Origin of the sequence: Actinomadura macrotermitis (genome assembly GCF_009604375.1) — a bacterium.
GTDB lineage: Bacteria > Actinomycetota > Actinomycetes > Streptosporangiales > Streptosporangiaceae > Spirillospora > Spirillospora macrotermitis.
In genome coordinates this window covers 1503986-1529825 of record NZ_WEGH01000001.1, presented here as the reverse complement: position 1 = coordinate 1529825, position 25840 = coordinate 1503986, and the positions used below count along the sequence as shown (strand labels likewise).

The following is a 25840-nucleotide window of genomic DNA, read 5'->3' as shown; positions in this document are numbered from 1 at the left end:
TCAGCTCGCGGTCGGCTTGGTGGCGGGCTGGAACCGGAAGGAGACGGCCTCCATGAGGCTCTTGTGCTTGGTCTTCTGCACCGCGGCGATGCGCCAGGCGCCGTCCACACGGACCAGGGTGTAGGTGGCGAGCTTGTCCAGCCTCTTCGGCTCGCTCTTGGCGACGGCGCCGCGGGTGACGACGATCGCGGTGTCGCCGTAGCAGCGGACGTCGTCGACCTGGACGAACAGCCGGGTGCCCTTCAGGAAGCTGTCGAACAGGGCCTGGTGGGCGCGGCCGATCTCCTCGCCGCCGTGGTAGACGGTGCCGACGAAGGTGACGTCGGTGGCGTCGTCGGTGAAGCAGGCGCCGTAGGCGGCGCCGTCGCCGCGGTTCCAGGCGTCCTGGGTGCGCTGCAGCAGGGCGTGGATCTCGTTCATGGTCATGTCCTCTTTCACTTCTCGGCGGCGGGCTTGGTGGCGGGGTCGAACAGGAACGAGATGCGCTCCATGACCGACCGGCGCTTGGTGTTGTGGAAGGCGGCGATGCGCCAGGCGCCGTCGCCCTGGCGGACCAGCGTGTAGGTCTGGGTCTTGGACAGCTCGTCCGGCTTGGGGGCCTTGCCCTCGTAGGTGTCGCCGCGGCTGGTGACGACGGCGGTGCCGGGGCCGTAGAAGCGGACGCCCAGGTAGGAGTCGGCCAGCTTGGTGCCCTTGACGAACCCGCGGAACAGGGCGCGGTGGCCCTCGGTGATGTCGCGGCGGCCCTGGTAGTAGGTGCCGACGTAGGTGGTGTAGGTGGCGTCCTCGGTGAACAGCGCGCCGTAGGCGTCGGCGTCGCCGCGCGCCCAGGCGCCGGTCAGCTGCTCCAGCACCCCGCAGACCTGCTGCTGCTCGGGGCCGGCCGGAGTGACGGCGGCGCAGTCGGCGACGCCGGTGTTGCGGACGTCGGTGGTGCCGCTGAGCCAGAGGTAGCCGCCGGTGGCGGCGAGACCGGTGGTCAGGGCGGTGACGGCGAGGGCGCGCTTGATGCGGCGGCGGGGCGGTGCGGACATGGGGGCTCCCGATAAGACTTCATTGAGGCATTTGCTTCTCTGAAGATTTCTCTTCATTGAGGAAGAGATTAGGGAGTGCGGCGACCCCTGTCAACGCCCGTTCCGACTATTGGCGCGACAGGTTCCGGCTGACCCCGGCGACGATCGTGGTCGCCAGCACCCAGCCCGCCGCGATCAGCGCCGCCGCGAGCCACTGCTGCCAGCCGCGCGGATTGAACGCCCCCTCCTGCCCGAACCCGATCACCGGCAGCAGCAGGTCCAGGGTGAACAGGAACGGGTTGAACGGCGGGGCCTCCGCAGGCTTGGCGGCGGGCGGGTGCTCCAGGCCGAACGCGATCGTCCCGACGAGCAGCAGCGCCGCCAGCCAGCCCGCCGCCCGGTAGGGGCGGAAGCCGTAGCCGACCGTCCAGTCCTGCACCAGGCTCCAGAGCCGCAGCACCACCGGCTGCCCGGCGCGGTGCCGCCGGTGCTTGGTGAGCAGCACTCGGCGGGCGGCGGCGTCGTGGCCCTGCCGGCGGTAGGCGGCGGCGAGCTGCTCGTAGGGCTGCGGCCGGAAGCCGAGGCCCCGGTCCAGGACGGCGAGCCGGTCGCGCACCGGAAGCGGGCGGCGCAGGCTGTCGTAGACCATGCCGTTCAGCCGGATCGGCGCGGGCCAGCGCTCCGGCCGGTCGTTGAGCACGCCGACGGTGGCGTGCCGCAGATCCACCCCGCCGCCGAAGGCCGACGCGGAGCCGGTCCGCAGGCTGCCGACCTTCATCGCGCGCAGGCTCAGCTCGCCGTCGATGGTGGCCTCGTCGAAACAGAGCTCGCTGCCGACCCGGGCACTGGCGAAGGACACCTTGCCCTCGGCGGTGAAGCCCTCGCAGCAGCAGAGGATGCTGCCGACCGACAGGCCCCAGCCGGTGAGCGCGCGGGCGCCGGGTGCGCTGATCCGGGCGCCCCGGAACTCGACGGCGGCGCCGATCTTGGCGTCCTCCATGACGATGCCGCCGGTCGCCTGGAAGCCGTCGTTGCAGTTCAGCGAGCCGATCACGTGCGCCCGGACGAGCGAGAGGGCGACACCGCCGGGCTGCTCGATCCTCGCGCCCTTGAACTCCACGCCCGCGCCGATCTGGGCGTCGTCGAGGATGATCTTCCCTGCGGCGGTGAAGCCCTCGTTGCAGGCGACCATGCCCTTCACGTCCGCCCGCCACAGGGAGAGCGCGGTGCGGCCGGGAGCCGACAGCGCCGCGCCGTCCAGCGAGACTGAGCCGCGCACCTCGGCCGAGCCCAGCGAGACCTTGCCGTGCGCGACCAGGCCGTGGGCGAAGAAGCCGCCGCCGATGGACATCAGCCGGCCCCGGAACGCGGTCTCGTCCGGGTTGCTGAGCCGGGCGTTCTCCAGGGACAGCGAGTTGCGGATCGCGGCGCCGCGCAGCGTCACCACGCCGTCCGAGTTGAAGCCGTGGTTCAGGTAGAGCGTCCCTTCGACGACGAGGTGCCCGGCGAACAGCGCCGCGTCGCGGGGGTTTTTGAGGGTGGCGCCGCCGAAGCTGCACCAGCCGCCGATCCGGGCGTCCTGTAGGCGCGTCTGGCCTTCGGCGACCATGCGGTCCATAACGAGGGCGCCTTCGGTGACGAGGTACTCGGCGTTCAGCGCCCGGCCGCCGGGGTTGGTGAGCCGGGCGTCCACCAGCGTGCAGCGACCGCCGATGCGGGCATCTTGCAGGCAGAACTCGCCTTCGGAGTCCAACCCCTGGTCGGCGGTCAGGCCGCCGCCGACGCTCATGCCGTCGCCGTGCAGGCTCACGCCGCCGGGGTTCAAAAGCCGGGCGCCGCGCAGGACCAGGTCGCGCTCCACGGAGAGCCCGGCGACGTCGAGGGCGGGATCGCCGCGCAGCACCGCGCCGGCCAGGTCGAGCGTGCCGGACACCTGCGCGCCGGGCATGCGCAGCGGGGCGTCCGAGCGGCAGCGGGCGAGGCGGAGCATCCCGGTCCGCGCCTCGGTGAAGTCCAGGCCGTCCTCGAACTCGCAGTCGGTGAGCAATAAGGCGTATCGCGCCTCGGCATACGAAAGGTCCAGCACGCCGGTGATCCGCGCGCCCGACACGCGGACGGCCGGCACCCGCCCCGGCGCGGCCTCGCCCCCGCCGAGCAGCAGCGCCGCGATCACCCCGGCCCGCACCGGCGCTCCCGCCAGATCGATGGGAAGCGCCTCGGGAAAGGCGTCCCACACGGCCTGCTCGGCCTCGGAGAGTTCACTGAAGGGCACGGCCGCTCCCGGAGGGTCGGAAAGATCCCTTTCTATGGGATGCGCCGGCCCCCGGGAAGGTTGCACCGAGCTAGGTCTCGTCGGGTTCTTTGGCGTCCGGGACGGGTTCGCTGAGGATCTCCAGCGCCCGCGCGGCGAGCTCGGGATCGCCCCGATGGGGATGTGCGGCGGTCGGGATGTTCATCATCAACATCTCGAAGGCATCGGCCCTGCGCGCGATGCGCTGCTGCTCCGTCTCGTCGCTCACCACGCCTCCCGCGCGGATGCGACCAGCTCGGCGAGCCGCCCGGGGTGGTCGGCTTCGACCAGGCGCCCCCACCCGCCACGCGCGGGTGGGATGTAGGCCCAGTACTTGCGGGTCGAATGACCCCACCAGGCACGGACGCCAGGAAAGCGCTCCTCAACGCCCCGCGCGGCATGCCCACGCAGCGCCCCAGGATTCAGGAAGTCGGTCGGCATGATGGTCCCCTGACGCAACGTGGGTGGCGAATCGGTCACGTTCAGTGAAGCCGTGACTGCGGGCGCCAGACAGGGGCAGGATGAGGTGCGAAGGGGGTGGGTTCGCCCGGCCACCCCGACGCCGGCGAGAGGTGCGTTGCAACATGTCCGCCGACAAGAAGCTCATCGGTGCGCGGCTGCGCGCCGCCCGGGAGGCGGTGCCGTACTGGTCGCGCGCGGAGCTGGCCCGGCGGCTGCGCGCCGCCGCCGACCCGCGCGAGCGGCCTGGCCTTCCGCACGTCGCGTCGCTGGTCGGCATGATCAAGCAGTGGGAGGCGGGGAAGTACGTCCCCGGCCGTCGTTACCGGGCGCTGTACGCCCGAGTGCTCGACCGGCCCGAAGACGCGCTGTTCCCCGCCGAGCACGTTCCGCGCGATCACACCTGGCGTCCGGCGGGCTTGGACGGCGCCGTCACCCCCGACGACGAGGAGCGGATCACGCAGGCCGTGGCGCGGCCGGTGCGGTTGGACGCGGGAACGCTGGACGTGCTCGCCACGGTGCTGGCAGCGCAGCGCCGGTTCGAGGACGCGACCGGGCCGGCCGCGCTGCTGTCGCCGGTCCGCGAGCAGCTCGACGCGATCACAGCCATGCTGCGCGAAGCGTCCGGCCCGCTGCGCGACCGGCTCGGCAGCGCGGTCGCCGAGTGGACGGTCTACGCCGGATGGCTGCACGCGGCGATCCGCCAGGACGCCGGCGCGCTGGGGCTGTTCGGCCGGGGCGAGGACCTCGCCGACGAGTTCGAGGACGGCGTGATCGCGGCCGTCGCCACCAGTTTCCGCGGTTATGTCGCACGCCGGCAGGGCCGCCCCCAAGGCGTCGTCCGCGCCTCGCACGCCGCGCTCGCCTCACCCGGCGCGCACCCCGCGCAACGCACCTTCGACCTGCTGCAGGCCGCGCAGGGCCACGCCATGCTCGGCGACCGCGCGCAGGCGCGCCGCCTGCTGGACCAGGCCGCCGAGCGCGCGGCCGACGCCATCGAACCGCCGCCGCCGATCTACTGGTACTCGGCGCCGTTCTTCCAGCTCAACATCGGGATGGTGCTCAACCGGATCGGCGAGCACGCCGACGCCGCCGCGCTGCTCGGCGAAGGCCTGCGTGGGATGCCCGCGGACCAGCGCGACGCGGAGTGGCTCGGCGAGTACCGGGAGGCGCAAGCCGAGGCGCATGCCCACGCGTAGCGGCGGGGTGCTCACTCAGGGAGCAGGGATTTGCGCATGGTGGCGGCGAGCCACTCCTGGTAGGCGTCGGGCGACCAGCCCTGCTCGGTGACCAGGGCCAGGTGGTGGGCAGGGTCGTTCAGCAGCCAGAGCACGTCGATGGCAGGAGTGGTCTCCAGGGCCAAGGGGCCGAGGGCCTGGGCGTGGAGGATCACCATGCGGGCGCCCGCCTTGCGGTTGTTCTGCAGGGTTCGCCAGAGGTCCGCCAGTTCCGGGGAGCTGTCGGCGGAGCGGCGGACGACCTCGAAGACGGGCCCGGCCCGGCCGCCGATCAGGGTGCAGACGGCGGCGTAGGCGTCCAGGGCCTCGCCGGGGGAGCGCGCGTCCCAGACCGGGCGGAACCAGGGGCGGTCCGCCACGGGCACCGGGTCGTCGTCGCCGGCGAGCGCCTGGTCGAGCACGAGCTTGAGCAGGGCCGGCTTGGACCCGGTCGCGGCGGTGACGGTGGGCCGGGCGACGCCCGCGGCCAGGGCGACGTCGGCCAGCGAGGTCCCGGCGTAGCCGTGGGCGACGAACAGCTCGGCCGCCGCCGCCACGATGGCCTGCCGGGTACGCCGGGCGCTCTCCTCCCGCACCGGGGAGGCGTACTGACGCTTGACCATGTCGGCCATACTAGAGCAGTATTGAATATAACAGCGTCTATCGAAAGAGGGCGGACATGTCCGTACGCCCCTACTTGCTCGGACCCGACGAGGGTGAGGCCTTCGCGTTCCTGGGCAGCCTCGTCACCATCAAGGCCGCGTCCCGACGGGTCAGCGTGGTCGAGTTCCTGAACCCGCCCGGCTTCGCCCCGCCGCTGCACCGCCACAAGGAGGAGGACGAGCTGTTCCACCTCCTGTCCGGCAGCGCCGACTTCCACTGCGACGGCGAGATCCTCCACGCCGCCCCCGGTGACTTCGTCCTCCTGCCCGCCGGGCTGCCGCACACCTTCCTCGTCGGGCCCGGCGAACCCCTGCACGTCCTCCAGATCACCACGCCCGGCGGCTTCGAGGACTTCGTCGCGACCGCAGGCCATCCCGCTTCGAGCCGGGCCCTTCCCGAACCCGAACCCGTCGACCCCGCCGCCCTCGGCCACGCGGCCGCCCTGCACGGCATCGAGATCCTCGGCCCGCCGCCCGGCCTCTGATCAGGCGTCGGCGATCCAGCTTCCGTGCAGCCCGAGCGGGATGCGGCTCGGCAGGTGGATCCGGGCGACCGGCTTGCCGGTGAAGTCCTGCGCCGACAGGATCACCAGGTCCGAGGCGTTCCGGTCCGGGTTGTGCACATAGGACAGGACGTAGCCGTCGTCCTCGGCGCGGGCGCCTGAGCGCGGGACGAAGACCGCCTCGCTCGCGCTGGCGTGCTCGGGGAACCGGTGGAACTGCGACCGCCCGGTGGCCAGGTCGTGCTTGACCAGGCCGTTGCTGAACGCCGAGTCGGGCGTCGAGCCGTGCCCGTAGGCCTTCAGGAAGTCGGCGGTCGCGGCGGTGTAGCCGTACCGGTGCTTGCGGCCGACCCGCGCGTCGGGGACGCGGGGGAACTCCTGCGGCCGGTCGTCGAGTTGAGTGCGGCGGACGGTGCCGCGGGCCCGGTCGATCGTCCAGCGCACCAGCGAGGGCGGCGCGCTGGACGACAGCCGGTCGGCGCTGAACGGTGCGGGGAACTCCACGAAGTCGACCACGATGGCGCCGCCGTCGTCGTAGGAGTTGAGCGTGTGCGAGATGTAGGACGGCGGCACGCTGATCCAGGTGACCGGTCCGCCGGCGCGCGGGAAGTAGCCGACCCGGCTGGGGCGCTTGGTGTCCCAGACCCAGGGGATCTTCTGCCCGTGCTTCATGGCGTCCAGGTCGAACAGGATCGGCTGGTCGTAGAGGACGACGTACTTCTCGGTGAGGGCGAAGTCGTGCATCAGGAGCGTCCCGCCCATGGGGATCTTGCGGGTGGACGTCACCTTGCCGGCCGCGCTGATCACGACGTACTGGACGTGGTCGGTGCTCTCGTCGTAGCTCACCGAGTGCAGTTCGCCGCTGTCCGGGTCGAGCTTGGTGTGGGCCGACATGGTCCCGGCCCAGGTGCCGTCGAAGTCGCACGGCCCGACCGTGTAGAGCTCGTCGGTGAGCTCCTGCGGGCGGGCGGTGCCCTCCTGTAGCGCGAGGGTCTTGCCGCGGAACCCGATCACGTTGATGTTCGAGGCGTAGTCGGTCTCGGCGGGGACGCCGCGCACCGGCTCGCCGAGCTTCTCGGCGGTGCCCTTCGCGCGGACCCAGCGGCTGCGGTACCACTCGGCCTTACCGTCGCGGAGCCGGACGCCGTGGACCATGCCGTCGCCGACCAGCCAGTGGTGGGCGCGCGGGTCCTCCAGCCCGAGCACGTTGGGGCCGTTGCGCAGCAGACGGCCGGTCAGCTCCTTGGGGACGGTGCCGGTGACCGGCAGGTCGAACTCGGTCACCTCGAACGGGACCGGCGCGAACGCGCCTTCGAGGAAGGGGTTTCCGCTGCCGCGTCCGCGCGGGGCGGCCATGGCGGGGGCCGCGCCGATCGCGGTGGCGCCGAGCGCCGCCGTGCCGGCGGCGAGGCCCGCGGCCAGCGCGTGGCGGCGGGACATCTGCTGGGACATCGTGCACCTCCGACGGTGACGAGACAAGACGTCTCGTTTCCATCGAGGCTAGGCCCGGCACCGCGCCCGGTCAAGACGAGTCGTCTCGTTTCGGTTAGACTCGCGGAACATGACCACCCAGTCGGCGAATCCCCGCTACCGGAGCGAGCGCTCCCACAAGGCGATCCTCGACGCCGCGCTGAAGCTGTGCCTGGAGCAGGGCTTCGCCAAGACCAGCGTCGACGCGATCGCCAAGGAAGCCGGGGTGGGCAAGCAGACGATCTACCGCTGGTGGCCGTCCAAGACCGCGGTGCTGGTCGAGGCGATCAATCGGCTGGGCGCGACGAGCGTCGGGTTCCCCGACACCGGCGACATCTACGCCGACCTGCGTACCCAGATGGTCGCCGTCGCGGAGTACTTCCGCACGACGGAGTCCTCGACCTACCGGGAGGTCATCGGCGCCGCGCAGTCCGATCCGGCGGCGGCGCAGGCCATCCTGGACACGCTGGTCACCCCTCGCGTCCAGGATTGCCGGCGCCGGCTGGAGCGGGCGCAGCAGCAGGGGCAGATCCGCGCCGACGCCGATCTGGATGACGTCGTGGAGCTCATCTACGCCCCGCTCTACTACCGCCTGCTGCTGGGAACCCGTCCAACCGCGCCCGAACAGGTCGAAGTCATCCTGAACCTGGTGTTCGACGGCCTCCGCCCCCGGACCCCTGAGCCCGCGAGCGGCGTCAGCGGGTCGTGAAGGCCCCGCCGTTCACGTGGATGGTCTGGCCGGTGATGTGCCGGGCCCCGGGGGACGCGAGGAAGAAGATGGTCTGGGCGATGTCGTCCGGGGTGCCCGGCCGCTTGAGCAGCGTCTCCTCCACCAGGGCCCGGTGGCGTTCCTCGGTCATCCCGTCGCCGAAGAAGCCGGTCCCGGCGACGTAGCCGGAGGAGATGACGTTGCAGGTGACGTCCTGCGGGCCCAGTTCGGCGGCGAGGCCGGTGTTCCAGGCGGCGAGCGCGGCCTTGGCGGCGCCGTAGGACCCGCCGCGCCGTTCAGCGCCGATCGACCCGATGCTGACGACCGCGCCGCCCGGGGCGAGCCGGTCGCGGACCGCGGCCGTGGTCAGGACCGCGGTGAGCACATTGCCGGAAACGCTGGACTCCCACTGCCGGGCGAGCGCCTCCAGCGGCGGCGTTCCGGCGGGCGCGTCGGCGGGCAGGCCGCCGGCGGCGTTGACGAGCACGTCGAGCGGCCCGTCCAGTTCCGCGGCCAGGGCGGCGACCTGCTCGGGCCGTGAGGCGTCGCAGGCCAGCCCGCGCACGCCCAGCTCCGCGGCGGCCGGCCCGACGGTCTCGAAGCGGCGGCCGGTGATGACGACGTCGGCGCCGTCGGCGGCGAAGCGGGCGGCGACGGCCCGGCCGATACCGCCGGTCCCGCCGGTGACGAGTACGTTCCTGCCCATGGTTCCTCCCGTCGGCTGCTATGTTTAGGTCTAAACGTAGCAGAGGACCACCATGGCCGACATCCCGACCAGCCCCGCCGAGATCGCGGCGGCCTGGCAGCGCGAGCGTCCCGGCACGCCCACCGACTCCATCGAGATCGTGACGCCCATCTGGCGGCTGGCCAAGATGTTCGCCGACGACCGCGCCCGCGTCCTGCGCGCCGCCGGGATCGACGCGGCCACGCTCGACCTGCTCTCGGTGCTGCGCCGCTCCGGCCCGCCCTACCGGCTGGGCACCCGCGAGCTGGCCGGCCGCACGCTGGTGACGGCCGGCGCGATCTCCCAGCGGGTGGCCCGCGCCGAGCGCGCGGGCCTGGTGCGGCGCGGCCCCGGCGGCACCGGGCCGAAGAGCGTCGCGGTGACGCTGACCGACGAGGGGCACGCGCTCATCGAGCGGTCGGTCGACTCGGTCCTCGGCCGCGAGGCGTCCCTGGTCGCGGGGCTGTCCCCGGCGGAGCGGGACGCGCTCGCGGGCCTGCTGGAGAAGCTGACCGTCGATGTCCGGCGGCGGACGGCCCCACCCGGATAGGGCGGAGCCGTCCGGGTCAGGCGCGGAGTTCCTTGACCGCCACTTCGACGGCGTGGCCGTAGGCCGGGTCGGCCGCGCGGAAGTGGGCGACCATGCGGTCCACGATGGCGTCGTCGGACACCCGCGACAGGCCGCCCGCGATGTTGGCGACCAGGCGGGCCTGCTCGGCCGGTCCCATCAGGCGGAACAGCGCCCCGGCCTGCGAGAAGTGGTCGTCGTCGCGGTGCAGCACGGGCGCGTGGTTGCCCGTCGCCCCCGCGACCTCGATCCCCGCGGCGAGGGGACGCCCCGTCTGGACCGGCCCGCCGAACCCGTCGGGCTCGTAGTTCTTGGCCCGGCCGCCGTTGCCGTCGAAGCGCATCGCGCCGTCCCGTCCGTTGTTGACGGCGGTCGTGGCGTGCGGCGCGTTCACCGGCAGTTGCGTGTGGTTGACGCCGAGCCGGTAGCGGTGCGCGTCCCCGTAGGCGAACAGGCGGCCCTGCAGCATCTTGTCCGGAGAGGGCCCGATGCCCGGCACGAAGTTGTTCGGCGAGAACGCGCTCTGCTCGACCTCCGCGAAGATGTTGTCCGGATTGCGGTCCAGGACGAGCCTGCCGACGCGCTGCAGCGGGTAGTCCGCGTGCGGCCACACCTTCGTCAGGTCGAACGGGTTGAACCGGTAGCCCGCCGCGTCCTCGACCGGCATGAGCTGCACGTACAGCGTCCACGACGGGAACAGGCCCCGCTCGATGGCCCGGTGCAGGTCCTGCTGGTGCGAGTCGCCGTCCCGGCCCGCGAGCTCGGCCGCCTCCTCCGAGGTCAGGCAGCGGATGCCCTGGTCGGACTTGAAGTGGTACTTCACCCAGTGCGCGCGGCCCTCGGCGTTGACCCACTGGTAGGTGTGCGACCCGAACCCGTGCATGTGCCGGTAGGAGGCCGGGATGCCGCGGTCGCCCATCAGCCAGGTGACCTGGTGCGTCGCCTCGGGGGAGCGGCTCCAGAAGTCCCAGACGTTGTCGGGCTCCTGGACGCCGGTGAACGGGTCGCGCTTCTGCGAGTGGATGAAGTCGGGGAACTTCAGCGGGTCCTTGATGAAGAACACCGGGGTGTTGTTGCCGACGAGGTCGTAGTTGCCCTCCTCGGTGTAGAACTTCACCGCGAAGCCGCGCGGGTCGCGGACGGCGTCCGCGCCGCCCAGGCTGTCGGCGACGGTGGAGAAGCGCAGGAACACCTCGGTGCGCCTGCCGACCTCGGCCAGGAACGCGGCGTGCGTGAAGGACGTGACGTCGTCGGTCACCTCCAGGTACCCGTACGCCCCCGCGCCACGGGCGTGGACGACGCGTTCGGGGATGCGCTCGCGGTTGAACCTGGCCAGCTTCTCGATGAGCTGCTGGTCCTGGATGAGCAGCGGCCCGCCGGGCCCCGCGGACTGGCTGTTCTGGTTGTCCGCGACGGGGGCGCCGGACTCGGTCGTCAGGGTCGGTCGGCTGGTCACTCGGGTCACCTCCAAAGGTGAGGCGACCGTACGTGCGCCCGCCCCGGGCCGGTCAAGGACGCGGCGGCAACTCTGGAGGATGCTCCTCAGCCGGGCGGGGCCGCCGCGGCGAAGTCCACACGATCCTCCAAACCGGCCCGGTACCGGCCGGGCGAGACGGCGAACTCGCGCTTGAAGGCGTGCGCGAACGCGTACTCCGAGCCGTAGCCGACGCGTTCGGCGACCGCGTTCAGCGGCGCGTCGGAGGAGCGCAGCAGCCGCGCCGCCGTCGTCAGCCGCCACCACGTCAGGTACGCCAGCGGCGGCCGCCCGACGAGGGCGGTGAAGCGCTGCGCGAACGCCGAGCGGGACAGGCCCGCCCGCGCGCCGAGCTCCTGGACGGTCCACGGGCGCGCGGGCGCGTCGTGGATCGCGTCCAGCGCCGCGCCGATCGCGGGGTCGGCCAGCGCCGCCGCCCAGCGGTAGGGCCCGTCCGGGCAGGCGGGCGCCTGCTCCAGCCAGCCGCGCAGGATGTAGAGCAGCAGGGTATCCAGCAAGGAAGGCACGATCGCGGCCGCGCCCGGCCCGGGGCGCTCCAGCTCGGTCCCGAGGAGCTCGACGGTCGCGCGCAGCCGGGGATGCCGGCCGGGCCGGGCGGGCAGGTGGACGACGTCCGGCAGCTCCTCCAGCAGCGGGTGCCCCCGGTCCGCGCCGAGCAGGTACGCGCCGCACAGCACGACGCTGCCGGGCCCGGACGGCGCGGTGATCTCGTACTCGCCGGGGCGCGGCAGGAACGCCACGTCGCCGGTGCGCATCGCCACGGGCGCGCCGCCGCCGGGGGTGAGGGTGTAGGCCCCCTCCAGGACGACCTCGAACCCGGACGCGCCGGGCGGCAGCCGGAACCGCTCGCTCCACGGCGCCGCCCGCTCGAAGCGCCCCGACTGCGGGGCGCCGGTCCGCAGCACCGTGATCACATCGCTGAGCACGTCCATGGATGGACGATCGCACATCGAAAGCGGATTGTGGAGCATTGGCCGTCCAGCACCCCGGATCTACGGTCATGTACACCGGCAAAGGAGGAAACATGATCGTTCTGGTGCTGCGGTTCGGGTTCCGGCCCGGGACCGACGAGCCCACCCGCGACCGCGTCCTGGAGCTGATGCGGCGCACGGCGAACGTGGAGTCCGTGGTGTTCTCGACCGTCGGGCCGCTCATCGGCGGCCCGGTGGACGGCCTGTCCCACGCCTACACCGTCGCCATCCCCGGCCTGGCGGCGCTGGAGCGCTACCTGCACGAGCCGGTGCACCTGGCCGGCGACCCCGAGATCCTGCCGCACTTCGCCCGGCTGACCCATGTCCGGTTCTCCGACGACCCCGATCCCCGGCTCGCCGAGAAGATCGCGGAGCTGGTCGAGAAGAAGATCGCCCTGTACCCCGAGTGGGGCGATCTGGTGGCCTCGGTCCCGCAGTGATCAGCCGAGGCGGAGGGCCAGGAAGAAGTCCACCCGGTCCTCCAGCCGGGACAGGTTCCGGCCGGTCAGCTCCTCGATCCGCTGGATGCGGTAGCGGACGGAGTTGACGTGCAGGTGCAGCTGCTCGGCGCAGCGCGTCCATGACCCGGAGTTCTGCAGGAAGGTCTCCAGGGTGCGGATGAGGTCGGCCTTGTGGACCTCGTCGTAGGTGCGCAGCGGGTCCAGCAGCCGCACCTTGAACATCTGCCTGACGTCGTCGGGCACGCTGGCCAGCAGCAGCACGTGGGTGGCGAGCTCGTCGTGCCCGACGACGCAGACCGGGTCGGCGCGGCCGGTGGCGAGCCGGCGGGCGTAGCGGGCCTCCTCGACCGCGCCGCGCAGCCCGCCCGCCTCCACCACGTCGCTGACGCCGACGGCCAGGCCGCTGCCGGCCAGGCCGGGCGCGAGCGCGAGCAGCGCCCGGTGGACGTCGCCCGCCACGTCGTGCGCGGACTCGCGGGGCGCCGGGATCAGCGCGATCGCCTCGTCCTCCAGCAGCCCGACGACCGGGCGCGGCCCCGGCAGCGCCTCGCGCAGCAGCACCCGCAGCTCGCCGGGGCGCAGCGAGCCGCGGGCGACGGCGGCGACGGCGACGAACGCCTCGCGGGCGTCCAGGCCGGTCAGCTCCAGCCGGGGCACGACCTCTTCGGCGCCCGCCGCCGACACCACCAGCCGCACCAGCTCCTGGGCGAGCCGGCCCTCGACGCTCAGCCGGTCGTCCAGCCGGGCCCGCTCCAGCGCGACGATCGCGGCGAGCTCGCCGGTGAGCGCGCGCCGCTCGGGCGGCCACTCCTCCCAGTCGCCCTCGCAGGCGATGAACCAGTCGGCGACGCGCGAGGTGGTGTCGGGCGCCACCGGGAAGACCGACAGGCCGGGCCCGGCGAGCCGGTGCGGCAGCCGGGGCGCGGTCAGGAACGCGCGGGCGAGCGCGGCCGGGGTGGTCCCGGCGGGCAGCGGGTGGCCGCCGGCGACGACGCGGCCGGCCGGGGTGAGCACCCAGCAGCGCATGCCGAGGTCGCCGCCGACCAGCTCCAGGACGGGCCCGAGCCCGGCGCCCTCGGTGACCCCGGCGACCAGCTGCCGGTGCCGGTCCAGCACCGCGGACAGGTCGGCGGCGCGGGCGGTGGACAGATGCCGCACGACGGTCTCGGTGACGGTCGCGAACGCCACGTCCTCGGGCACCCGGAACAGCGGGATGCGGTGCCGCCGGCACGCCTCCACCAGGTCGGCGGGGATGGTCCCGGCGGCGGCGTCCCAGGCGGCCAGCGCCGACACCCCGGCCTTGGCGAGGGCGCCGACGAAGATCTCGGAGTCCGCCGGGCCCGAGCGCCACACCAGCCCGGTCAGCACCAGCTCCCCGCCGCTCAGGTAGCGGCCGGGATCGGGCATGTCGGTGGTGACGACCCAGCGGACCGCGCGGTCCAGCCCGTCCTCGCCGAGGACGGGCTCCAGCCGCAGGCCGGGCAGGGCGAGCAGCGATCGCAGCCTCATGAACGGGGAGGTTACAAGAGCGGGGGCCGCGGTCCCTCTTGGAGCAACACACGAAAACCGGCCGGAACGGAGGCGCACAGTTCGGACTTCCTGTCTCTCGACCGTGCCCGGTCCCGGCGGGTGTACTGCAAGAACCACCGACGAGGAGGTGACGATGGAACGGCTGAACGCGCTCTCCGCGGTGAACGCCGAGAACGAGCTGCTGACCTGCTGCGCCTCCCGCCGCTGGGCCGCCGCGGTCGCCGCGGGCCGGCCCTACGGCGACCTGGCCGGCCTGCGCGCGGCCTCGGCGCGGGCCCTGGCCGAACTGGACTGGAGCGACGTGGCGGAGGCCCTGGCCGCCCACCCCCGGATCGGGGAGCGGGCCGCGGGCCAAGACCGCGAGGCCGCCTGGTCGCGGCGCGAGCAGGCCGGCGTCGACGACGCGGGCGAGGCGACCCGCCGGGCCCTGCTGGAGGGCAACAAGGCCTACGAGGAGCGGTTCGGGCACGTCTACCTGATCTGCGCGACCGGCCTCGGCGCCGGCGAGATGCTCGCGGCTTTGACCAGGCGTTTGGACAACGACGCCGAGACCGAGCGGGGTGTGGTCCGCGCCGAACTGGCCAAGATCGTGGACATCCGGCTGGCGAAACTGACGGAGGAAGGCTGAATGTCGCTCTCCACGCACGTGCTCGACGCCGCGCGCGGCCTGCCCGCGCCGGACCTGGCCGTCCGCCTGGACCGCCGGGACGACGCCGGCGCCTGGCACCCGCTGGCCGCGGCCAGGACCGACGCCGACGGGCGGATCAAGGACTGGCCGGGCGCCGGCCCGCTGCCCGCCGGGACCTACCGGCTCACCTTCGACACCGCCGGGCTGTCCGATTTCTACCCCGAGGTGGCGGTGGCCTTCACCGTCGCCGACCCGGCCCGGCACCACCACGTGCCGCTGCTGCTCAGCCCGTTCGCCTACTCCACCTACCGAGGGAGCTAACCCCAGATGGCCATCGTGCTCGGTCCCAACCGCTACGGGAAGGCGGAGACGCGCGTCGTCCGCGTCACCAAGGACGGCGGGGTCCACCACATCAAGGACCTGAACGTCGGCGTCTCCCTGTCGGGCGAGATGGAGCAGGTCCATCTGCGCGGCGACAACGCGCCGGTGCTCCCCACCGACACGCAGAAGAACACGGTGTTCGCCTTCGCCAAGAAGTACGGCATCGGGGAGATCGAGGAGTTCGGGCTGCTGCTCGCCCGGCACTTCGTGGACTCCCAGCCGACGATCCACCACGCCCGGGTGGAGATCGAGGAGTACTCCTGGGACCGCATCCCGGTCGAGGAGGGCCCGCACCTCGGCCTGCGCCACCGGCAGCACTCCTTCGTCCGCAACGGCGGCGAGGTCCGCACCGCGCTGGTCCACAGCGACGGGACCGGCGGCGCCGAGTCGGTCGTGTCGGGGCTGACGGACCTGGTCGTGCTCAACTCGACCGGCAGCGAGTTCCACGGCTACATCGAGGACGAGTACACCACCCTCGCCCCGACCGACGACCGGGTGCTGGCGACCGCCGTCACCGCGCAGTGGCGGCACCGGGGCACCGACTCGTCCTGGGGCCGCTCCTACCGCGACGCCCGCCGCTGCCTCCTGGAGGCGTTCGCCGAGACCCACAGCCTCTCGCTGCAGCAGACGCTCTACCAGATGGGCCGCCGCGTGCTGAACGAGCGCCGCGAGGTCTGCGAAGTGCGCATGGTGATGCCGAACAAGCACCACTTCGCGGTGGACCTGTCGCCGTTCGGCATGGACAACGACAACGAGGTCTTCTTCGCGGCCGACCGCCCCTACGGGCTGATCGAGGGCAGCGTCCTCACCGATGACGCCCCCGACGCGCCGGCCGCCTGGAATTAGAGGGAATGTAGAAGACATGGACTTCCTGCGCCCCATGAGCTGGGCGGACGCGCTCGCCGCCCGGGCCGAGCATCCCGGCGCGCTGCCCATCCAGGGCGGCACCGACGTGATGGTCGAGATCAACTTCGACGTGCACCGGCCGGACGCGCTGCTGGACCTGAACCCGGTCCGCGAGCTGGCCGAATGGGACACCGTGGACGGGCGGCTGCGCGTCGGCGCGGGCGTCCCCTACGTCCGGGTGATCTCCGAGCTGGGGGACCGGCTGCCCGGCCTGGCCCAGGCGTCGCGCACCGTCGGCTCGCCGCAGATCCGCAACCGCGGCTCGGTCGGCGGCAACCTCGGCGCGGCCTCGCCCGCCGGCGACAGCCACCCGCCGCTGCTGGCCGGCGACGCGGTGATCGAGGTCGAGTCGGCCGCCCGGGGCGTCCGGATGATCCCGGCCACCGAGTTCTACCTGGGTGTGAAGCGCAACGCGCTGGAGCCGGACGAGCTGATCCGCGCGTTCTGGACCGACCCGGCGCCCGGCCCGCAGTACTTCTCCAAGATCGGCACCCGGAACGCCATGGTCATCGCGGTCTGCTCGTTCGCGATCGCGCTGCACCCGGCCGAGCGCCGCGTCGGCACCGGCGTCGGCTCGGCCGCGCCGACGCCGCGCCGCGCCACCGCCGCCGAGGAGTTCCTGGCCGCCGAGCTGGACTGGGAGAACCGCACGCCGCTCGCGGTCTCGGCCGCGCAGCGCTTCGGCGAGCTGGTCAAGGAGGCCGCCTCGCCCATCGACGACGTGCGCGGCACCGCCGACTACCGCAGGCACGCCCTGTCGGTGATGGCCCGCCGCACCCTCACCTGGGCCTGGAACGACTACATGGGCAAGAGCCGTAAGGAGGCGTCCTAGCCATGCGCGTGAACTTCACCGTGAACGGCTCGCGCGAGACCGTGGACGACGTGTGGGAGGGCGAGAGCCTCCTGTACATGCTGCGCGAGCGGATGGGGCTGCCCGGCTCCAAGAACGCCTGTGAGCAGGGCGAATGCGGCTCGTGCACCGTCTACCTGGACGGCGTCCCGGCGTGTTCCTGCCTGGTCGCCGCCGGGCAGGCCGAAGGCCGCGAGGTGCGCACCGTAGAGGGCCTGGCGGAGGGCTCGTCCGGGGTGGACGAGAAGCTCGACCCGGTCCAGGAGGCGTTCGTGGAGGCGGGCGCGGTCCAGTGCGGGTTCTGCACGCCGGGCCTGATCGTCCAGTCGCACGACCTGATCGCGCGGGTCCCCGACCCGAGCGACGCCGAGATCCGCGAGGCGCTCGCGGGCAACCTGTGCCGGTGCACCGGCTACGAGAAGATCCTGGACGCCGTCCGGCTCGCCGCCCGGCGCAAGGCGGAGGCAGCGCGATGACCGTTCGGATCATTGAGAACGCCCACGTGGCCACGGTGGCCGGCGCCGAGTACCCCGGCGGCCACATCGTCATCACCGGCGACAAGATCACCGCGGTGGGCGCCGGCCCCGCCCCGCACATCGAGGGCGCGGAGCGCATCGACGGCACCGGCTGCCTGGCCACGCCCGGCCTGGTCAACACCCACCACCACCTGTACCAGTGGGCGAGCCAGGGCCTGGCCAGCGACAACACGCTGTTCGAGTGGCTGGTGACGCTGTACCGGCCGTGGTCGAAGATGGACGCCGAGGTCGTGTCGGGCGCCGCGAGCGCCGGGCTCGGCTGGCTCCTGAAGTCGGGCTGCACCACCGCTTCGGACCACCACTACATCTTCCCCAAGGGCCGCGGCGACCTGTTCGCCGCCGAGGTCGACGCCGCCGCCGAGCTCGGCATCCGCTTCAACCCCTGCCGGGGCTCGATGGACCGCGGCCAGTCGCAGGGCGGGCTGCCGCCGGACGAGGTCGTCGAGGATCTGGACACGATCCTCGCCGAGACCGCGGACGTGATCGACCGCTACCACGACGCCTCGTTCGGCTCGATGCTGCGCGTCGCCGTCGCCCCCTGCTCGCCGTTCTCGGTCAGCAAGGACCTGCTCGTGAAGTCCGCCGAGCTGGCCCGCGCCAAGGGCGTCCGCCTGCACACCCACCTCGCCGAGACCCTGGACGAGGAGGAGCACACCCTCGCGCAGTTCGGCATGACGCCGGTCGAGTACATGGACACCATCGGCTGGCTCGGCCCCGACGTGTGGCTGGCGCACTGCGTCCACCTGCACGACACCGACATCAAGCGCCTGGCCGAGACCCAGACCGGCACCGCGCACTGCCCGAGCTCCAACGCCCGGCTCGGCGCCGGCATCGCCCGCGTCTCCGACCTGATGCGGGCCGGCGCCCCCGTCGGCCTCGGCGTGGACGGCTCGGCGTCGGCCGAGATGGTGCCGCTCGTCGGCGAGATCCGCCAAGCGGTGTACATGCAGCGCGCGCGCTACGGCCCGACCGCGCTGACCGCCCGCCAGGCCCTGGAGGCCGGCACCCTCGGCGGCGCCCGCTGCCTCGGCCGCCAGGACGAGATCGGCACCATCGAGGTCGGCAAGCTCGCCGACATCGCGCTCTGGAAGGTCGACGGCTTCTACGCCGCGATCGACGACCCGGTCGTCGCGTTCGCCTTCGGCCAGACCCCGCCGCTGAAGACCCTGCTGGTCGGCGGCCGCACCGTGGTGCAGGACGACGCCCTGGTCACCGTCCCCCAGGACGAGGTCGGCCGCCGCGGCGCCGCCGCGCACCGCCGTCTGATGAAGCTCGCGGAGGAGGTCCTGTAGATGGCGACCCCGATCAAGAGCCCGGGCCATGTCGCGGCCCCCGGCCAGGGCGGCGTCGGCGACAGCCCGCTGCGCCCCGACGGCACGCTGAAGGTGACCGGCGAGTTCGCCTACTCCTCGGACCTGTGGATGGACGGGATGCTGTGGGGCGCCACCCTGCGCAGCCCGCACCCCCGCGCCAGGATCCTGTCCGTCGACATCGGCCCGGCCCTCGCCACGCCCGGCGTGCACGCCGTCCTCACCCACGAGGACGTGCCCGGCCGCAAGGTGTACGGCCTGGACCACACCGAGGACCAGCCCGTCCTGGCCTTCGGCGAGGTCCGCCACCAGGGCGAGCCGATCGCGCTCGTCGCCGCCGACCATCCCGAGATCGCCCGCCGCGCCCTGGAGCGCATCGCGATCGAGTGGGAGGTGCTGACGCCCATCACCGACCCCCGCGCCGTGATCGCCGACCCGGCGAACCTGAAGGTGCAGGAGCGCGGCGGTATCGCCCGCCACCAGCCGGTCCGCGTCGGCGACGTCGAGGCGGCGCGCGCGCGGGCCGACGTCGTGGTGTCGGGCGAGTACCAGGTCGGCATCCAGGACCAGGCGTTCCTCGGCCCCGAGTCCGGCCTCGCCGTGCCGAACGAGGCCGGCGGCCTGGACATGTACGTGTCCACCCAGTGGATGCACAACGACCTCAAGCAGATCGCGCCCTGCCTCGGCCTGGCCGAGGAGCAGATCCGCATGACGCTGGCCGGCGTCGGCGGCGCGTTCGGCGGCCGCGAGGACCTGTCGATGCAGATCCACGCGGGCCTGCTCGCGCTGCACACCGGCAAGCCCGTCAAGATGTCCTACAACCGGTACGAGTCGTTCTTCGGGCACGTGCACCGGCACCCCGCCGACATGCGCTACGAGTACGGCGCGACCGCCGACGGCAGGATCCTGTACGCCGACGTCGAGATCGTCCTGGACGGCGGCGCCTACACCTCGGCGACGCTCAACGTCACCGGCAACGCCGCCTCGCTCGGCGTCGGCCCCTACGAGATCCCCAACATCAGGATCGACGCGTACGGCGTCTACACCAACAACCCGCCGTGCGGCGCGATGCGCGGCTTCGGCGCGGTCCAGGCGTGCTTCGCCTACGAATCGATGATGGACAAGCTTGCCGCCGCCTGCGGGATCAGCCCGGTCGAGGTGCGGCGCCGCAACGCCGTCAGCCAGGGCTCCAAACTCGCCACCGGCCAGGTCATCGAGTCGCCCGCGCCGCTGGCGGAGATGCTGACCCGGCTGGAGGCGATGCCGATGCCGGCGGAGCTGGACGCCTCCGACATCCGCGACCTGCCGGGCGGCGCGTCCCAGACCACCCACGGCGAGGGCGTGGTGCGCGGCGTCGGCTACGGCGTCGGCATCAAGAACATCTGCTTTTCCGAGGGCTTCGACGACTACTCCACCGCCCGCGTCCGGCTGGAGGTGATCGGCGGCGAGGCCACCGCGCTGGTGCACACCGCCGCCGCCGAGGTCGGGCAGGGCCTGGTCACCCTCAAGGCGCAGATCGCCCGCACCGAGCTCGGCGTCCAGCGCGTCACCATCGCGCCCGCCGACAACACCGTCGGCGACGCCGGCTCCTCCAGCGCCTCCCGCCAGTCGTACATGACCGGCGGCGCCGTCAAGACGGCCTGCGAGGCGGTCCGCGCCAGGCTGCTGGCCATGGCCGAGCGCAAGCTGGGCCGCTGGCTGCGCTCCTTCGGCGACCTGAACGTGGTCGGCGGCAAGATCGTCTCGCGGTCGCAGGGGGTGCTGGCCACCATCGAGGAGGTCCTCGGCGACGAGGTCATCGAGGAGACCCGCGAGTACCACCACCGGCCGACCACCGGCATGGACCCGGTCACCGGGCAGGGCGCCAGCCACACCCAGCTGGCGATCTGCGTGCACCGCGCCGTGGTGGACGTCGACGTCGACCTCGGCCTGGTCAAGGTGGTGGAGCTGGCCGCCGTCCAGGACGTCGGCAAGATCCTCAACCGGCTGTCGCTGGAGGGCCAGATCCATGGCGGCTCCGCGCAGGGCCTCGGCCTGGCGGTGATGGAGGAGATCGTCGTCTCCGGCGGCCTGGTCCGCAACCCCTCCTTCACCGACTACCTCATCCCGACCATCCTCGACATGCCGCCGATGCGGCTGGACATCGTCGAGAACCCCGACCCTGACGCCCCATACGGGCTGCGGGGCGCCGGAGAGCCACCCACGCTCTCCTCCACCCCGGCGATCGTCGCGGCCGTCCGCGACGCCACCGGCAGGGCGCTCACCCGGGTGCCGGTACGACCGGAGCACATCGTGGCCTGACCGGCCGACACGCGAGGTTCCGGCAGCTGTTGATCAACAGGGGCAGCCCCGCCGTTGGGGGACGGCGGGGACGGACCCCACAACCGCACCGATCGAGACGACGGGCGGCGCCACCGGCGCCGCACGCGGGTCGATCACGCCTTCAGAAGGGCACGAACCGTGACCGAGACCCAGGCCCCGCCCCCCAAGTCACCCCGTCCCGAGCCGGCCGCACCGGCCGCCCCCCGGTCCGCGCTGGACCGCTTCTTCGACCTGTCCGGGCGCGGCACCACCGTGCCGCGCGAGATCCGCGGCGGCCTCACCACCTTCGTGGCGATGGCCTACCTGGTGGTGCTGATCCCGCTGATCATCGGTGACGCCAAGGACGTCACCGGCGCCAGGCTCGACCCGGCGCAGCTGACCACCATGGTCGCGCTGTCGGCCGGCCTGTCCACCGTCCTGATGGGCCTGGTCGGCAACGCGCCGCTCGCCATGGCCGCCGGCCTCGGCGTCACCCCGATCGTGGTCTTCCAGGCCGCGCCGCACATGACCTGGCCGCAGGCGATGGGCCTGGTGGTGCTGGAGGGCGTGGTGATCGTGCTGTTCGCGCTCACCGGTATCCGGCAGCTGATCATGGACGCCATCCCGCTGGCGCTCAAGCAGGCGATCGGCGTCGGCATCGGCGCGTTCATCGCGCTGATCGGCCTGGTGGACGCCGGGTTCGTCGGCCACCACGCCGCCGCGGCCACCCCCGTCACGCTCGGCGTGTTCGGCAAGCTGGCCGGCTGGCCGGTGCTGGTGTTCTGCGCCGGTCTCGTCGTCACCCTGGTGCTGTTCGTGCGCCGGGTGCCGGGCGCCATGCTGATCGGCATCGTGGCCGCCACGGTCTTCGCGATCGTGGTCAACGAGACCGCGACGATCGACCCCAAGTCCTGGGGGCCGGTCGCGCCGACGCTGCCGGACAAGATCGTCGCGACGCCCGACTTCGGGCTGCTGTTCCAGGTCGACCTGTTCGGCGGCTTCGGCAGGGCCGGCGTGGTCACCGCGACGGTCGTGCTGTTCACCCTCGTGCTGTCGGGCTTCTTCGACGCCATGGGCACCATCCTCGGCGTCTGCGAGGAAGCGAAGATGACCGACGAGAACGGTCGGCTGCCCGGCCTGTCGAAGATCCTCACCGTGGACGGCTTCGGTGCCATCATCGGCGGCGGCGTCAACGGCTCGGCCAACACCGCCGTGGTGGAGTCGGCCGCCGGCGTCGCCGAGGGCGCCCGCACCGGCCTGGCCAGCGTGGTCACCGGCGCGCTGCTCACCGCGCTGATCTTCCTGACGCCGCTGGCCGGGGTCGTCCCGGTCGGCGCCGCCGCGCCCGCGCTGGTGCTGGTCGGCGCGCTGATGATGACGCACGCCCGCAAGATCGACTGGGAGGACCTGGAGATCGCCGTGCCGGCGTTCCTCACCATCGTCCTCATGCCGTTCACCTACTCCATCACCGTCGGCGTCGCGGCCGGCGTGCTCGCCTACACCCTGCTGAAACTCGCCCGCGGCAGGTTCGCCGAGATCCACTGGCTGCTCTGGCCGCTGTCCCTGGTCTTCATCGCCTACTTCGCGCTGCACCCGATCGAAGAGGCGCTGGGCATCAAATAGGAGGTCGCATGCGTGAGATCGCCGCCCGGCTCCGCGCCTGGCACGAGTCCGGAACCGGCTACGCCGTCGCCACCGTCGTCGCCGTCGGAGGCAGCGCCCCGCGCCTGCCCGGCGCCGCCATGGCGGTGTCGGCGGACGGCGAGGCCGTCGGCAGCGTGTCCGGCGGCTGCGTCGAGGGCGCCGTGTACGAGCTGTGCCGCGAGGCCCTGCGCACCGGTGAGGCGGCGCGCGAGTCCTTCGGTTACTCGGATAGCGACGCCTTCGCGGTGGGGCTGACCTGCGGCGGGACGATCGAGGTGGTCGTCCGGCCCGGACCCGTCCCGGACGCGGGCCTGGCGGCGGTCTCACGCGACGAGCACGTGGCGTTCGCGCACGTGCTGCCGCCCGGCGACGGGCTGCTGGTGGTCCGGCCGGACCGCCACGAGGGCACCACCGGCCGCGCCGACGTCGACTCCGTCGTCATCGGCGAGACCCGCGCCATGCTCGACGCCGGCCGCACCGGCTCCATCTCGGTGCGCTGCGAGGACGACCTGGACGTGTTCGTGCAGTCCTTCGCCCCCGCGCCCCGGCTGCTGGTCTTCGGCGCCATCGACCACGCGGCGGCCGTCGCCCGCATCGGGGCCTTCCTCGGCTACCGCGTCACCGTGTGCGACGCCCGGCCCGTCTTCGCGACGCCGGCGCGCTTCCCCGGCGCCGACGAGGTCGTGGTCGACTGGCCGCACCGCTACCTGGACAACGAGGCCGAACGCGGCGCCGTGGACGGCCGGACCGTCGTCTGCGTGCTCACCCACGACGCCAAGTTCGACGTCCCCCTCCTGGAGGTCGCGCTCCGCCTGCCCGTCGCCTACGTCGGCGCCATGGGCTCGCGGCGCACGCACCACGACAGACTCGCCCGGCTGCGCGCGGCCGGGCTGGCCGATCGGGAACTGGCGCGGCTGCGCTCCCCGATCGGGCTCGACCTCGGGGCCCGCACCCCCGAGGAGACGGCCGTGGCGATCGCGGCGGAGTTCGTCGCCGCACGCCGCGGAGGTACCGCGCTGCCCCTCGGGCAGACCCACGGGCCGATCCACCATGACCACCAGGCCGTCGTGGCCTGAGCCCTGGAGGAATCGATGCCACTGATCTTTCTCAACGGCGGGGCGATGCGCGGGGGACCGCTGCACCACCTGCTGGACGGCGCGCCGCTCGTCGCCGCGACGACGACCGCGCCCCGCTACCGCTTCTACTCCGTCGCGGGGCAGTGCCCGGCGCTGTCGCCGGTCGCGCACGGCGGCGCCGAGGTCGCCGGGGAGGTGTACGACGTCCCGATGGACGTCCTGCGCGACCGGCTGCTGCCCGCCGAGCCGCCCGAGCTGGAGCTCGGCGTGGTCGAGCTGGCCGACGGGTCGTCCGCGCTCGCCATGCTGCTCCGCCGGCCCGGGGCGTCCTTCGCCCGGCTGACCGACATCACCGAACATGGCAGCTGGCAGGCCTACCTAGACGCCAGGGAGAAAGCCGCATGAAGCGGAAGTACGCCGTCAACTGCTCGCTGCTGTTCGCCGAGCTGCCGCTGCTGGAGCGGCCTTCCGCCGCCCGCGACGCCGGGTTCGGGGCGGTCGAGTTCTGGTGGCCGTGGAACGGCGTCCCGGTGCCCTCCGATGCCGAGGTGGACGCGTTCTGCCAGGCCATCGAGGACGCGGGCGTCCAGCTGATCGGCCTGAACCTGTACGCCGGTGACATGGCGGCGGGGGAGCGCGGCATTCTGTCCGACCCCGCCCGCGGCGGCGAGTTCCGGCAGAGCCTCGAAGTGACCTGCCTGATCGCCGAACGCACCGGCGTCCGTATGTTCAACGCCCTGTACGGGCAGCGCCTGGACGGGCTCACGGCCGATGAACAGGACGAGGCGGCCGCCGAGAACCTCGGCTACGCCGCCCGCCGGGTCGCCGAGTTCGGCGGCACGCTGCTGATCGAGCCGCTCACCCGCGGCCTGAACGGCGCCTACCCGCTGGAGACGGCCGCCGACGCGGTCACCGTCCTCCGCCGGGTCGGCGAGCCCAACGTCAGGTTCCTGTTCGACAGCTTCCACCTCGCCGGCAACGGCGAGGACCTGGTCAAGGCCGTGCGCGCGCACGCCGCCGACATCGGCCACGTGCAGATCGCCGACGCCCCCGGCCGGGGCCGCCCCGGCACCGGCGGCATCGACTTCGGCGCGCTGTTCGGCGTGCTCGACGAGACCGGCTACGCCGGCTGGACCGCCCTGGAGTACACGCCGCAGGGCCCGTCCGGCCAGGAGTTCGCCTGGATGGAGACGTTCACATGAGCAAGATCGCATTCATCGGCCTCGGCATCATGGGCGCGCCCATGGCCGCCCACCTGGTCCGCGCCGGGCACGAGGTCACCGGCTACGACGTCGCGCCGAAGGGCCTGGACGCGCTGGTCGCGGCGGGCGGCTCGGCGGCCGGGGACGTCGCGGGCGCCGTCGCCGGCGCCGAGATCGTCATCACGATGCTGCCGCAGGACGAGCACGTCGAGGAGGTGGTGTTCGGCGGCCTGCTGGACGCCGCCGGGCCCGGCGCCCTCTACATCGACTTCTCCACCATCCGCCCGGAGACCTCGATCAGGGTCGCCGAGGCGGGCCGCGAGCGCGGCCTGCGGGTGCTGGACGCGCCGGTCAGCGGCGGTGAGAAGGGCGCCGTCGACGCGGTGCTGTCCATCATGGTCGGCGGCGCGGAGGCGGACTTCGAGGCGGCCAGGCCGGTCTTCGCGGCCGTCGGCAAGACCTTCGAGCGGGTCGGCGGCAACGGCGCCGGCCAGTACGTCAAGGCCGCCAACCAGCTCATCGTCGGCGGCACCTACGGCCTGGTCGCCGAGGCGATCGTGCTGATGGAGGCCGCGGGCGTGGACGCCGGGGCCGGCCTCGACGTGATCGCCGGGGGGCTGGCCGCCAGCCGCATCCTGGAGCTCAAGCGCGGCTCGATGCTCGCCCGCCGGTTCGAGCCGGGGTTCCGCATCGACCTGCACCACAAGGACATGGGCATCGCGACCGCCGCGGCCCGCACCGCCGGGGTGTCCCTGCCGCTCACCGGCATGGTCGCCCAGCTCGTCGCCGCCGCCCGCGCGCAAGGGCACGGCGCGCTCGACCACTCCGCGCTGCTGAAGGTCGTCGAGGACCTGTCCGGCCGCGCCTCCTAGCTTTCCGCACCAGAACGGACGGCCGGCTTCCAGCCGAGCGCCAACTCCGAACCGGAGACCGG

General features: G+C 73.0%; 27 protein-coding genes. 17 read left to right on the top strand and 10 right to left on the bottom strand.

The window, feature by feature from the left end; all coding sequences use genetic code 11:
* The 4 genes from ACRB68_RS06840 to ACRB68_RS06825 form a co-directional block, all read right to left on the bottom strand.
* Positions 1–420, bottom strand: coding sequence for an SgcJ/EcaC family oxidoreductase (locus ACRB68_RS06840; RefSeq protein WP_235958760.1), 420 nt, complete (start codon positions 418–420; stop codon positions 1–3).
* Between the two features lie 14 nt (positions 421–434).
* Positions 435–1034, bottom strand: a complete 600-nt coding sequence (locus ACRB68_RS06835; protein WP_153531289.1) for an SgcJ/EcaC family oxidoreductase — start codon at positions 1032–1034, stop codon at positions 435–437.
* A gap of 106 nt (positions 1035–1140) precedes the next feature.
* Entirely contained in the window at positions 1141–3285 is a 2145-nt protein-coding gene (locus ACRB68_RS06830; protein WP_153531288.1) for a hypothetical protein, read from the bottom strand.
* Positions 3286–3355: 70 nt separating this feature from the next.
* Positions 3356–3532, bottom strand: a complete 177-nt coding sequence (locus tag ACRB68_RS06825; RefSeq protein WP_153531287.1) for a hypothetical protein — start codon at positions 3530–3532, stop codon at positions 3356–3358.
* A 355-nt stretch (positions 3533–3887) separates the two neighbouring features.
* Between ACRB68_RS06825 and ACRB68_RS06820 the strand changes: the two genes are divergently transcribed.
* Entirely contained in the window at positions 3888–4961 is a 1074-nt protein-coding gene (locus ACRB68_RS06820; RefSeq protein ID WP_153531286.1) for a transcriptional regulator, read from the top strand.
* An 11-nt stretch (positions 4962–4972) separates the two neighbouring features.
* Here the strand turns inward: ACRB68_RS06820 and ACRB68_RS06815 are convergent, their stop codons facing one another.
* Positions 4973–5602: a TetR/AcrR family transcriptional regulator gene (locus tag ACRB68_RS06815; protein ID WP_207709589.1), complete on the bottom strand. Its 630-nt coding sequence runs from the start codon at positions 5600–5602 to the stop codon at positions 4973–4975.
* Positions 5603–5658: 56 nt separating this feature from the next.
* Here ACRB68_RS06815 and ACRB68_RS06810 point away from each other — a divergent pair, with 56 nt between their 5' ends.
* Positions 5659–6126, top strand: a complete 468-nt coding sequence (locus ACRB68_RS06810; protein ID WP_153531284.1) for a cupin domain-containing protein — start codon at positions 5659–5661, stop codon at positions 6124–6126.
* Here the strand turns inward: ACRB68_RS06810 and ACRB68_RS06805 are convergent, their stop codons facing one another.
* Entirely contained in the window at positions 6127–7596 is a 1470-nt protein-coding gene (locus ACRB68_RS06805; RefSeq protein ID WP_153531283.1) for a carotenoid oxygenase family protein, read from the bottom strand. It lies immediately after the preceding gene.
* A 109-nt stretch (positions 7597–7705) separates the two neighbouring features.
* Here ACRB68_RS06805 and ACRB68_RS06800 point away from each other — a divergent pair, with 109 nt between their 5' ends.
* Positions 7706–8323, top strand: a complete 618-nt coding sequence (locus ACRB68_RS06800; protein ID WP_153531282.1) for a TetR/AcrR family transcriptional regulator — start codon at positions 7706–7708, stop codon at positions 8321–8323.
* Here ACRB68_RS06800 and ACRB68_RS06795 read toward each other — a convergent pair.
* Positions 8310–9029, bottom strand: a complete 720-nt coding sequence (locus tag ACRB68_RS06795; RefSeq protein ID WP_153531281.1) for an SDR family NAD(P)-dependent oxidoreductase — start codon at positions 9027–9029, stop codon at positions 8310–8312. The genes ACRB68_RS06800 and ACRB68_RS06795 overlap by 14 nt on opposite strands.
* A 52-nt stretch (positions 9030–9081) precedes the next feature.
* Here ACRB68_RS06795 and ACRB68_RS06790 point away from each other — a divergent pair, with 52 nt between their 5' ends.
* Positions 9082–9597: a MarR family winged helix-turn-helix transcriptional regulator gene (locus ACRB68_RS06790; RefSeq protein WP_153531280.1), complete on the top strand. Its 516-nt coding sequence runs from the start codon at positions 9082–9084 to the stop codon at positions 9595–9597.
* A 16-nt stretch (positions 9598–9613) separates the two neighbouring features.
* Here the strand turns inward: ACRB68_RS06790 and ACRB68_RS06785 are convergent, their stop codons facing one another.
* Entirely contained in the window at positions 9614–11071 is a 1458-nt protein-coding gene (locus ACRB68_RS06785) for a catalase (RefSeq protein ID WP_328593849.1), read from the bottom strand.
* 86 nt (positions 11072–11157) lie between these two features.
* The gene (locus ACRB68_RS06780) at positions 11158–12042 is read right to left on the bottom strand and encodes an AraC family transcriptional regulator (RefSeq protein WP_153531279.1); all 885 of its coding nucleotides are present in this window, start codon (positions 12040–12042) and stop codon (positions 11158–11160) included.
* 92 nt (positions 12043–12134) lie between these two features.
* On the opposite strand from ACRB68_RS06780, the gene ACRB68_RS06775 reads away from it, so the two are divergent.
* Positions 12135–12521: an antibiotic biosynthesis monooxygenase family protein gene (locus tag ACRB68_RS06775; RefSeq protein ID WP_153531278.1), complete on the top strand. Its 387-nt coding sequence runs from the start codon at positions 12135–12137 to the stop codon at positions 12519–12521.
* Here the strand turns inward: ACRB68_RS06775 and ACRB68_RS06770 are convergent, their stop codons facing one another.
* Entirely contained in the window at positions 12522–14051 is a 1530-nt protein-coding gene (locus ACRB68_RS06770) for a PucR family transcriptional regulator (RefSeq protein WP_153531277.1), read from the bottom strand. It abuts the gene before it with no gap.
* 103 nt (positions 14052–14154) lie between these two features.
* On the opposite strand from ACRB68_RS06770, the gene uraD reads away from it, so the two are divergent.
* From uraD to ACRB68_RS06710, 12 genes are all read left to right on the top strand, one after another.
* Positions 14155–14700, top strand: coding sequence for a 2-oxo-4-hydroxy-4-carboxy-5-ureidoimidazoline decarboxylase (gene uraD / locus ACRB68_RS06765; RefSeq protein ID WP_328593848.1), 546 nt, complete (start codon positions 14155–14157; stop codon positions 14698–14700).
* Positions 14701–15021 (top strand): hydroxyisourate hydrolase, encoded by a 321-nt coding sequence (uraH, locus tag ACRB68_RS06760; protein WP_153531275.1) that lies wholly within the window; start codon positions 14701–14703, stop codon positions 15019–15021.
* Between the two features lie 6 nt (positions 15022–15027).
* Positions 15028–15927, top strand: a complete 900-nt coding sequence (gene pucL / locus ACRB68_RS06755; RefSeq protein WP_153531274.1) for a factor-independent urate hydroxylase — start codon at positions 15028–15030, stop codon at positions 15925–15927.
* A 16-nt stretch (positions 15928–15943) separates the two neighbouring features.
* Complete coding sequence (locus tag ACRB68_RS06750) at positions 15944–16819, top strand: FAD binding domain-containing protein (protein ID WP_153531273.1); 876 nt, start codon at positions 15944–15946, stop codon at positions 16817–16819.
* Between the two features lie 2 nt (positions 16820–16821).
* Positions 16822–17313, top strand: coding sequence for a (2Fe-2S)-binding protein (locus ACRB68_RS06745; protein ID WP_153531272.1), 492 nt, complete (start codon positions 16822–16824; stop codon positions 17311–17313).
* A complete protein-coding gene (locus ACRB68_RS06740; protein ID WP_153531271.1) occupies positions 17310–18665 on the top strand; it encodes an 8-oxoguanine deaminase in 1356 nt (451 codons plus the stop codon). Before ACRB68_RS06745 ends, ACRB68_RS06740 begins: the two co-directional genes overlap by 4 nt.
* Complete coding sequence (gene pucD / locus ACRB68_RS06735) at positions 18666–20984, top strand: xanthine dehydrogenase subunit D (protein ID WP_194293205.1); 2319 nt, start codon at positions 18666–18668, stop codon at positions 20982–20984.
* A 159-nt stretch (positions 20985–21143) separates the two neighbouring features.
* Positions 21144–22607, top strand: a complete 1464-nt coding sequence (locus ACRB68_RS06730; protein ID WP_328593847.1) for an NCS2 family permease — start codon at positions 21144–21146, stop codon at positions 22605–22607.
* A gap of 8 nt (positions 22608–22615) precedes the next feature.
* Positions 22616–23704 carry an XdhC family protein gene (locus ACRB68_RS06725; RefSeq protein ID WP_153531270.1) on the top strand — a complete coding sequence of 363 codons (1089 nt, stop codon included), beginning with the start codon at positions 22616–22618 and terminating at the stop codon, positions 23702–23704.
* A gap of 15 nt (positions 23705–23719) precedes the next feature.
* Positions 23720–24109, top strand: coding sequence for an allophanate hydrolase-related protein (locus tag ACRB68_RS06720; protein WP_153531269.1), 390 nt, complete (start codon positions 23720–23722; stop codon positions 24107–24109).
* Complete coding sequence (locus ACRB68_RS06715) at positions 24106–24906, top strand: hydroxypyruvate isomerase family protein (protein WP_153531268.1); 801 nt, start codon at positions 24106–24108, stop codon at positions 24904–24906. Before ACRB68_RS06720 ends, ACRB68_RS06715 begins: the two co-directional genes overlap by 4 nt.
* Complete coding sequence (locus ACRB68_RS06710; RefSeq protein ID WP_153531267.1) at positions 24903–25778, top strand: NAD(P)-dependent oxidoreductase; 876 nt, start codon at positions 24903–24905, stop codon at positions 25776–25778. Before ACRB68_RS06715 ends, ACRB68_RS06710 begins: the two co-directional genes overlap by 4 nt.
* Positions 25779–25840: the final 62 nt, after the last annotated feature.

Excerpts from the sequence above, each read along its gene's own strand:
- ACRB68_RS06770 (WP_153531277.1), bottom strand. The coding sequence starts at position 14,051 with ATGAGGCTGCGATCGCTGCTCGCCCTGCCCGGCCTGCGGCTGGAGCCC.
- ACRB68_RS06775 (WP_153531278.1), top strand. The coding sequence starts at position 12,135 with ATGATCGTTCTGGTGCTGCGGTTCGGGTTCCGGCCCGGGACCGACGAG.
- ACRB68_RS06835 (WP_153531289.1), bottom strand. The coding sequence starts at position 1,034 with ATGTCCGCACCGCCCCGCCGCCGCATCAAGCGCGCCCTCGCCGTCACC.
- ACRB68_RS06795 (WP_153531281.1), bottom strand. The coding sequence starts at position 9,029 with ATGGGCAGGAACGTACTCGTCACCGGCGGGACCGGCGGTATCGGCCGG.
- ACRB68_RS06810 (WP_153531284.1), top strand. The coding sequence starts at position 5,659 with ATGTCCGTACGCCCCTACTTGCTCGGACCCGACGAGGGTGAGGCCTTC.
- ACRB68_RS06715 (WP_153531268.1), top strand. The coding sequence starts at position 24,106 with ATGAAGCGGAAGTACGCCGTCAACTGCTCGCTGCTGTTCGCCGAGCTG.
- ACRB68_RS06820 (WP_153531286.1), top strand. The coding sequence starts at position 3,888 with ATGTCCGCCGACAAGAAGCTCATCGGTGCGCGGCTGCGCGCCGCCCGG.
- ACRB68_RS06740 (WP_153531271.1), top strand. The coding sequence starts at position 17,310 with ATGACCGTTCGGATCATTGAGAACGCCCACGTGGCCACGGTGGCCGGC.
- ACRB68_RS06720 (WP_153531269.1), top strand. The coding sequence starts at position 23,720 with ATGCCACTGATCTTTCTCAACGGCGGGGCGATGCGCGGGGGACCGCTG.
- ACRB68_RS06800 (WP_153531282.1), top strand. The coding sequence starts at position 7,706 with ATGACCACCCAGTCGGCGAATCCCCGCTACCGGAGCGAGCGCTCCCAC.
- ACRB68_RS06790 (WP_153531280.1), top strand. The coding sequence starts at position 9,082 with ATGGCCGACATCCCGACCAGCCCCGCCGAGATCGCGGCGGCCTGGCAG.
- ACRB68_RS06780 (WP_153531279.1), bottom strand. The coding sequence starts at position 12,042 with ATGGACGTGCTCAGCGATGTGATCACGGTGCTGCGGACCGGCGCCCCG.
- ACRB68_RS06815 (WP_207709589.1), bottom strand. The coding sequence starts at position 5,602 with ATGGTCAAGCGTCAGTACGCCTCCCCGGTGCGGGAGGAGAGCGCCCGG.
- ACRB68_RS06750 (WP_153531273.1), top strand. The coding sequence starts at position 15,944 with ATGGACTTCCTGCGCCCCATGAGCTGGGCGGACGCGCTCGCCGCCCGG.
- ACRB68_RS06805 (WP_153531283.1), bottom strand. The coding sequence starts at position 7,596 with ATGTCCCAGCAGATGTCCCGCCGCCACGCGCTGGCCGCGGGCCTCGCC.
- pucL (WP_153531274.1), top strand. The coding sequence starts at position 15,028 with ATGGCCATCGTGCTCGGTCCCAACCGCTACGGGAAGGCGGAGACGCGC.
- ACRB68_RS06840 (WP_235958760.1), bottom strand. The coding sequence starts at position 420 with ATGAACGAGATCCACGCCCTGCTGCAGCGCACCCAGGACGCCTGGAAC.
- uraH (WP_153531275.1), top strand. The coding sequence starts at position 14,701 with ATGTCGCTCTCCACGCACGTGCTCGACGCCGCGCGCGGCCTGCCCGCG.
- ACRB68_RS06745 (WP_153531272.1), top strand. The coding sequence starts at position 16,822 with ATGCGCGTGAACTTCACCGTGAACGGCTCGCGCGAGACCGTGGACGAC.
- pucD (WP_194293205.1), top strand. The coding sequence starts at position 18,666 with ATGGCGACCCCGATCAAGAGCCCGGGCCATGTCGCGGCCCCCGGCCAG.
- ACRB68_RS06710 (WP_153531267.1), top strand. The coding sequence starts at position 24,903 with ATGAGCAAGATCGCATTCATCGGCCTCGGCATCATGGGCGCGCCCATG.
- ACRB68_RS06725 (WP_153531270.1), top strand. The coding sequence starts at position 22,616 with ATGCGTGAGATCGCCGCCCGGCTCCGCGCCTGGCACGAGTCCGGAACC.